This is a genomic window from Acidimicrobiales bacterium (assembly GCA_035533095.1).
GTDB lineage: Bacteria > Actinomycetota > Acidimicrobiia > Acidimicrobiales > Palsa-688 > DATLUM01.
Window position 1 is genome coordinate 1 of the sequence record DATLUM010000041.1, and the last position, 3,330, is coordinate 3,330.

A 3,330-nucleotide genomic window follows, 5' to 3' on the forward strand; every position below is an offset into this window, starting at 1 on the left:
GGGGACGCGGATCGTGTTGCGGGTCTGGGTCGCGAGTTCGTCGAGCAGGCTCTTGAAGCTGTGACAGGTCTCGCCGGCCGGGGTGCGTCTGGTCTGGGCCTTGTGCTGGGCGGCGGGTGAGCGGGTGGCCTTCGCGACGGGGTCGGCCGCGATCGGTGGGTGTTCGTCTTTGAAGAGCAGTGGCGCCCAGGCGGCGCGGAGGTGCCAGGTGAGGTAGTAGGCGAGCATGCAGAGCAGTACGTGTGCGCGGACCCTGGTGTCGAGGTGGTGGTGGATCGGTCGGATCTGTAGTTCGGGGCCTTTGAACGTTTTGAACGCGCGCTCGGCCTGTTCGAGGCCCTTGTAGGCGCGCACGACGTCGTTGCTTGCGAGTGTGGTGGCGGGTTCTGAGGTGCGGATCACGTAGAACCCGTCGAGTGACTGTTCGGCCGTGATCTGTTCGGTTTTGCGGGTGAAGGTGAATGTGGTGTCGGTGATCTGGATCTGGAAGTGTTTCTTCATGCGGTAGCGCTTGATCGCGGGGCCGACGGCCAGTCCGATCGCATCTGCGCCCAGGAGCGTGCCGCGTGTGACGCGGTCAGTGATCAGCTGGAGTTCTGTCTCGGTTGCGGCGAGTAGTGCTTCGCGTTTGTGGGTGCGCTGCGCGCCGACGAGCGGGTTGCGACAGACGACGAGGCGTTCGCCGGGGTAGTCCGGGCTGGTGATCTCGGCCAGGTTCTGCTCGTCAAACAGCGAGGGCTGCAGCGCGCCGCTGACCAGCAGCTTCTTGATCTGCGGCGCTTTCAGCGCCGTGATCCAGCCGACACCATCGGTCGAGGCGAGCAGGTCGATGTTGGCCTGGGTGACCATCCCGCGATCACAGACCACGACCACGCGCGCCAGACCGAAGCGCGTCTTGAGCTTCGCGATCTGCGCCGGCAGCGTCGCGTGATCATGCAGTTCCCCGGAGAACACTTCGACCGCGATCGGCCGGCCGGGCTTGTCACACAACAACCCGTAAATGATCTGCGGCGTCCCGCGCTTGCCGTCACGCGAATACCCCAACCGAGCGAGCGGGCAGGCGTGTCCCTCAAAATAGGAGGACGAGACGTCGTAGAGCACCAGCTCGCCATCGCCGAGGTGGCGTTTGGCGAGGCGATCCTCGATCCGCGCCTGACGATCCACGAGCCAGTCAAGCGCCGCGTACAGATCATCCTCAGTGGCCCCCATCACACCCAACTCCTCGGGCAGGATCGAGCGGCCCAACGCGCGCGAGCTCTCGAGCTTTGACGCCGGCGCGATCACGCGCTGACAAATCATCGCCAGACACAGATCACGCTCACGGCTGGGCCGCGGATCGATCAGCCGCGCCAACCCGAGCCGCCCTGCCATCGCCAGGACCGCGCGCACATGGCCGGCCGCGACCGAGCGCTCGATCTCGAACCCCTCGCCCGCCGCGACGTAGCGGGTGCCGCGCAGCGCGCCGCGGATCAGCTCAATGACCTCCGGCGGCAGATGCGACAGATTCGCGAGCGTCTGCTTCTTGACCTTGCCGTCCTCGCGATAGGAGCGCCGCAACAGCGTCGTGTTATAGACCGCCTCTCCCGACCGGCGCTCCGTCGTGACCACGTGCATCGCACCCGATGGACGAGCATGCCTTCCCACAACCAGGAATCTACCGCACCCACCGGACAGAAAGTGGTGACCACAACCAGCGACAGCAAAAAAGCCGGAATCCCCCACAACCACAGCGATCCCGGACCCTATCCAGGCTGACTACGAGGGGAACTTCGGGCTAGTTGTGCTGCCCGCGTGGCGGGCGGTCGCGGGCTGGTGAAAATGGGGATGATTGGGGGGTCGCCCGCGACGCCGATCGCTTCTTGGTGCTGGTGAGCCCGAGGCTAGTTTGGCGTGTGGGTCTCCCCGGAGCTCCGGATTGTTGCCTTGAGCACGCCTGTCAGACTCGCCAGTTCTCAGAGGCCCCTGGGCGACGTTGGTGTCGATCACGTCGTGGAGGTTCAGTGATGGAAACGGTGGTCGAGCGTCCGGCGGGGCTGGATGTTCATAAGGCGCAGGTCACTGCGTGCGTGCGTGCCCCGTCGGTTGAGGGGCGCGGGCGCGAGCAGCATGTGGCGGAGTTTCAGACGACGGTCGCGGGGCTGTTGACGTTGCGCGACTGGCTGTCGGCGCACCGGGTCACGCAGGTCGCGATGGAGGCGACCGGCGTGTTCTGGAAGCCGGTGTGGGCGGTCCTTGAGGACGAGTTCGACTGCATGCTCGTCAACGCCCGCCACGTGAAACAGGTCCCCGGGCGTAAGACCGATATCAGCGATGCGGCGTGGCTGTGCCAACTGTTGGAGGCCGGGCTGCTGGCCGCGAGTTTCGTGCCGCCGAAGCCGATCCGCTCGCTTCGGAACGTGACGCGGTATCGCAAGACGCAGATCCAGGAGCGCGCGAGGGAGGCCAACCGGCTGCACAAGGCGCTCGAGGACACCGGGATCAAACTGGACTGTGTCGCGACCGACATCCTCGGCAAGTCCGGCCGCCTGATGCTCGACGCGCTGATTGCGGGCACGACCGACCCCGAGGTTCTCGCCGATCTCGCCAGGGGCCGCCTGCGCGCGAAGATCCCGGCGTTGCGTGAGGCGCTCGCGGGCCGCTTCGATCATTTGCATGCGGTCTGGATCGGCGCGATCCTCGACCACATCGATTTCCTGGACGGGCAGATCATGAGCCTGACCGAGACGATCGCCGAGCAGATCGCCCCTTTCGAGAGGGCCGTTGAACTGTTGTGCACGATCCCGGGCGTTCAACGGCGCACCGCTGAGGTCATCGTCGCCGAGATCGGCCTGGACATGTCGGTGTTCGCTGACGCCAAGCACCTCGCGTCCTGGGCCGGCCTGTGCCCCGGCAACCACCAGTCCGCCGGCAAACGCCGCTCGGGCACGACACGCAACGGCTCGAAATGGCTCGACTGGGCGCTCGAAGAAGCAGCGCTGGCCGCGATCCGCACCAAAGACGTCTACCTCGCCGCGCAATATGCGCGACTCAAGCCGCGTCGCGGCCACAAGAAAGCCCTCGGCGCCGTCAAACACTCGATCATCGTCGCCTGCTGGCACATGCTCACCACCGGCGAGCTCTACCGCGACCTCGGCGGCGACTACTTCCGCACGCGCGACCCCGAACGCCTCACCAAACGCCTCGTCAAACAACTCGAAGCCCTCGGACACCACGTCACGCTCCAAGAAGCCGTCGCAGCCTGAACGCTATTTTCCTGTCAGATTGGGGGCCATGGAACGGGCGCAGGTCGTGATCATCGGGGGCGGCATCGCCGGCGCGAGCGCGGCCTAC

2 protein-coding genes are annotated in these 3,330 nt (G+C 65.9%); one reads left to right on the forward strand and one right to left on the reverse strand.

The window, feature by feature from the left end; genetic code table 11:
* Positions 1–1,614: IS1634 family transposase (locus tag VNF71_04245; protein ID HVA73755.1), on the reverse strand; the 1,614-nt coding region annotated here is incomplete at its 3' end.
* A gap of 389 nt (positions 1,615–2,003) precedes the next feature.
* Here VNF71_04245 and VNF71_04250 point away from each other — a divergent pair.
* Positions 2,004–3,242: an IS110 family transposase gene (locus VNF71_04250; protein HVA73756.1), complete on the forward strand. Its 1,239-nt coding sequence runs from the start codon at positions 2,004–2,006 to the stop codon at positions 3,240–3,242.
* Positions 3,243–3,330: the final 88 nt, after the last annotated feature.